Source organism: uncultured Campylobacter sp. (genome assembly GCF_938045405.1).
Classification (GTDB): domain Bacteria; phylum Campylobacterota; class Campylobacteria; order Campylobacterales; family Campylobacteraceae; genus Campylobacter_B.
This window is the reverse complement of the sequence record NZ_CALIMW010000068.1, coordinates 1-3,401: the sequence shown is the minus strand read 5'-3', so window position 1 is coordinate 3,401 and position 3,401 is coordinate 1. Positions and strand designations below refer to the sequence as shown.

Genomic DNA, 3,401 nt, shown 5'->3' with positions numbered 1-3,401 from the left:
TAATTAAATTTTGCTATATCGGCGCTTAACCAAATAATGTAGTACTATTTATATTGCATATAGCACTTTAAAATTTTGATATGATTTATATTTTAGCTTCTAGTAGATACGAATCCCCTAACCGTTTTTATAATATACTCTATCTTCTCATCACTCATACCGGGATATACGCCGACCCAAAAACTATCGCTCATTATTTTATCGGTATTTTTTAGCTCTCCTGAAATTTTATAATCCTCTCCGAGTTTTAGCTCTGCAAATAGCGGATGCTTGATCATATTGCCCGCAAATAAATTTCTTGTTTGCACGCCCACCTTCTCTAGATGCTCACTAAGCTCATTTCTACTAAATTTTACCCCGTCCGCAATCGTCATCATAAAGCCAAACCAGCTAGGCTCGGAATGCGGCTGAGTTTTAACTAAAATAAGCTCCTTTATATCTTTTAAGCCATCATAAAGCTTTTTAAAATTTTGCCTACGACGCTGCACGAAACTAGGGAATTTCTCTATCTGCGCACAACCCACGGCAGCTTGCATATCGGAGGCTTTTAAATTAAATCCGAAGTGCGAATAAACATATTTATGATCGTACCCGAGCGGCAGCTCACCGAATTTCTGCGAAAAGCGCCTGCCGCAAGTATTATCCACGCCGCTCTCGCACCAACAGTCGCGCCCCCAATCGCGCATACTTAGCATAATTTTTTTAAGCAGCGGATTGTTTGTGTATGTAGCACCCCCCTCGCCCATCGTCATATGATGGGGCGGGTAGAAGCTGCTCGTACCTATATCTCCCCATGTACCAGTAGGCTTACCATCATACAGCGAGCCCAGTGCGTCGCAGTTATCCTCGATAAGCCACAAATCGTGCTTATCGCAAAATTCCTTCACGGTTTTTATATTAAAAGGATTTCCTAGGGTGTGAGCTACCATGACGGCTTTCGTTTTTGGACTAAGCGCAAGCTCAAGCTTCGTATGGTCTATGTTAAAATACTCAAGCTCCATATCTACAAAAACTGGAACGGCACCGTATTGCACGATAGGTGCAACTGTCGTAGGAAAACCTGCCGCTACGGTTATAACTTCATCTCCCTTCTTTATGCGGCGCTCTTTTAGAAGCGGCGAGGTAAGCGCAAAAAATGCAAGCAAATTTGCGCTACTTCCGCTATTTACTAAAAACGCCCATTTTACGCCAAGCATTTTGGCAAATTCCTTTTCAAATTTTTTAGAATATGTGCCGTATGTGAGCCAGAAATCAAGCGAACTATCTACTAAATTTACCATTTCGTGCTCATCAAAGACTCTACCTGCGTAATTCACACGGCTTTTGCCGGGTTCAAATTTAGCTCTCTGCACCGGCTCATGAACCAGCCTATAATACTCTTTCGTTTTTTCTAAAATTTCTTGTTTTAATTCTTGAGGGGTCATTTCTTGCCTTTCCAAATTTCATTGATCTTTCCCAAATATGGGTCTTTTTTGATGGTATCTAAGTCTAGGCTAGTAAAATTTTGCTTAAAATATTTATGAATTTTACCGATCGCTTCCGAATGCGGCGTAAGCTTGAATTTATCTTTCATTTCGGATTTTAATAGGCTATTGTCGGAAGTGTATTCGTTATTCAGCCCTTCATTTAGCACGCTTATCTCGGATTTAAAATCGCTCGCCTCATTTACTAGCGCAGCTAGACTAAGTAGATCGATTTTTGTCCCACTGCTTGCGTTGTAAATTTTATGTTGCGCGTCATTTTCTATATAAAATTCCACTACGTTTAACAGGTCATCGACATACATGTAATCAAAAAATACGTTTTGATTGATCGTGATGGGTAGGTGCAGTAGGTTTTTTACTACGGCATTTGTAATAAATTTATAGCGGTAATTCTCCATTTCGCCGTAAATTCCAAATAAACGAAGTTGGATAATGTTATCCGCGCAATCCTCAATATAATGCGATGTGATAGCTTTGTAAAAACCGTATTCATCAAGCGGAAGCGCCTTTTTATAATCATCCTCGCGAGCATTTATTATCGGCTTGTGTTTTCCGTATTCCGCACCGCTTCCAAATGATATGATCTTTGCAACCTTATTTTTTTGCTTAGCAATATTGAAAAAAATCCGCAAATTATACTCAGTCACATTTGTCATATCCAGCGTATCTCGACCGCCGCCACGATTGGCAAGATGGACGATAGTATCGATTTTATGCGCACGGACAAAATCGTCAACTACGCTTTCGTCAGTCAAATTTTTGGAGCAAAAACGTTAAAATTTCCATTTAGCGCAAGACGCTTTTTTAGATGCGACCCGATAAAACCGCTACCGCCCGTGATGAAAAGATTCATCTGTTACTTAGCCTTTTTTCAAGCATTTCGATTCTCTTCTCATCCTCGGACTTGATTCTGTGATAATACCTACGCTTGCTCTTAAGCCAGGCTAATTCAAATTCCACACCGGCTAAAATTCCAGCCTCCATATTATTTATGGCGTCTTTATGATAGACAATCTTTCGCGTTTCGTATTTATCAAGCAGTCCTTTGGAAATGAGATATTTAATAAAATCGCACGACTTCGCGGATATGGCTCCGCCTAGACCGCATTTTAGTCCTTTGGCCCTTGCTTTAGTGTAAATATCTTCGCAATATTTTAACATCTCATCGCTATCTGCAAAATCCCTATTTTTGCCCATCGAACCAGTAAAATCGACCCTACCTATCGTTATGCCGGTTAATGTATTGATATTTTCTAAAGATAAAATATCGTCTAAATTCTCATAGCATGTTATGGTTTCTACATTAATCGCGAATTCTATATCATTACGGTTATCTTCTGCTACAAAGGTATTTATAGCGCCCACGAACTTACTAACGGCAAATTTTGTCTCCGCCATCGGAGCTACGATCCCTTTTACGCCAAGCGTGATAGCATTATACATATCGGTAACAGCTTCTACGCCACCAATCTTCATAATAATAGGCAGATCAATTTTAGAAGTAATATCCTTTAGCCTACAAAGCTCTTCTTGCCTGCTACCTTCATTCTCGTACTCTGCTTTGATCTCAAAAACACCGTATTCGTCTTTAAGTCTTTTAAGAATATTGATCATCTCGTATTCTAAAACATTCATTTTAGCTCCTTAAAATTTTATTCTTAACATCCAGCAATGTAATATTATTGCCAACTAGAATTCCTTTACAATTAAAATTCTTTGCCATAGCCATATCACTTTCTATCCTATCACCTACCACAACGATATGCTGTTTATCAAGCCCCCAATCCTTACATAAAATTTCGAGCATAAAAGGATTTGGCTTTCCTACTATATCCAGCTTAATTTCTTCATCAATACTACCAAGGATTGCACTTGCGCCCCATACCTTTGCTTGGTAGATTTGGTACTCATCGATGA

Annotated in this window: 4 protein-coding genes; all 4 read right to left on the bottom strand. The window is 39.3% G+C overall.

Going from position 1 to position 3,401, the window contains the following annotated elements; all coding sequences use genetic code 11:
• Window positions 1-92: 92 nt before the first annotated feature.
• Window positions 93-1,424, bottom strand: coding sequence for a lipopolysaccharide biosynthesis protein RfbH (rfbH, locus tag Q0140_RS02285; protein ID WP_297961341.1), 1,332 nt, complete (start codon window positions 1,422-1,424; stop codon window positions 93-95).
• Entirely contained in the window at window positions 1,421-2,239 is an 819-nt protein-coding gene (locus tag Q0140_RS02280) for an NAD(P)-dependent oxidoreductase (protein WP_297961338.1), read from the bottom strand. Before Q0140_RS02280 ends, rfbH begins: the two co-directional genes overlap by 4 nt.
• Before the next feature lie 94 nt (window positions 2,240-2,333).
• Complete coding sequence (locus Q0140_RS02275; RefSeq protein WP_297961336.1) at window positions 2,334-3,119, bottom strand: aldolase/citrate lyase family protein; 786 nt, start codon at window positions 3,117-3,119, stop codon at window positions 2,334-2,336.
• Window position 3,120: 1 nt separating this feature from the next.
• Window positions 3,121-3,401, bottom strand: a 281-nt coding sequence (locus Q0140_RS02270) for an HAD-IA family hydrolase (protein ID WP_297961333.1), incomplete at its 5' end; no start/stop codon positions are given.

Bases quoted from the DNA above. Each gene is read 5' to 3' on its own strand.
- rfbH (WP_297961341.1), bottom strand. From the start codon at position 1,424: ATGACCCCTCAAGAATTAAAACAAGAAATTTTAGAAAAAACGAAAGAG.
- Q0140_RS02275 (WP_297961336.1), bottom strand. From the start codon at position 3,119: ATGAATGTTTTAGAATACGAGATGATCAATATTCTTAAAAGACTTAAA.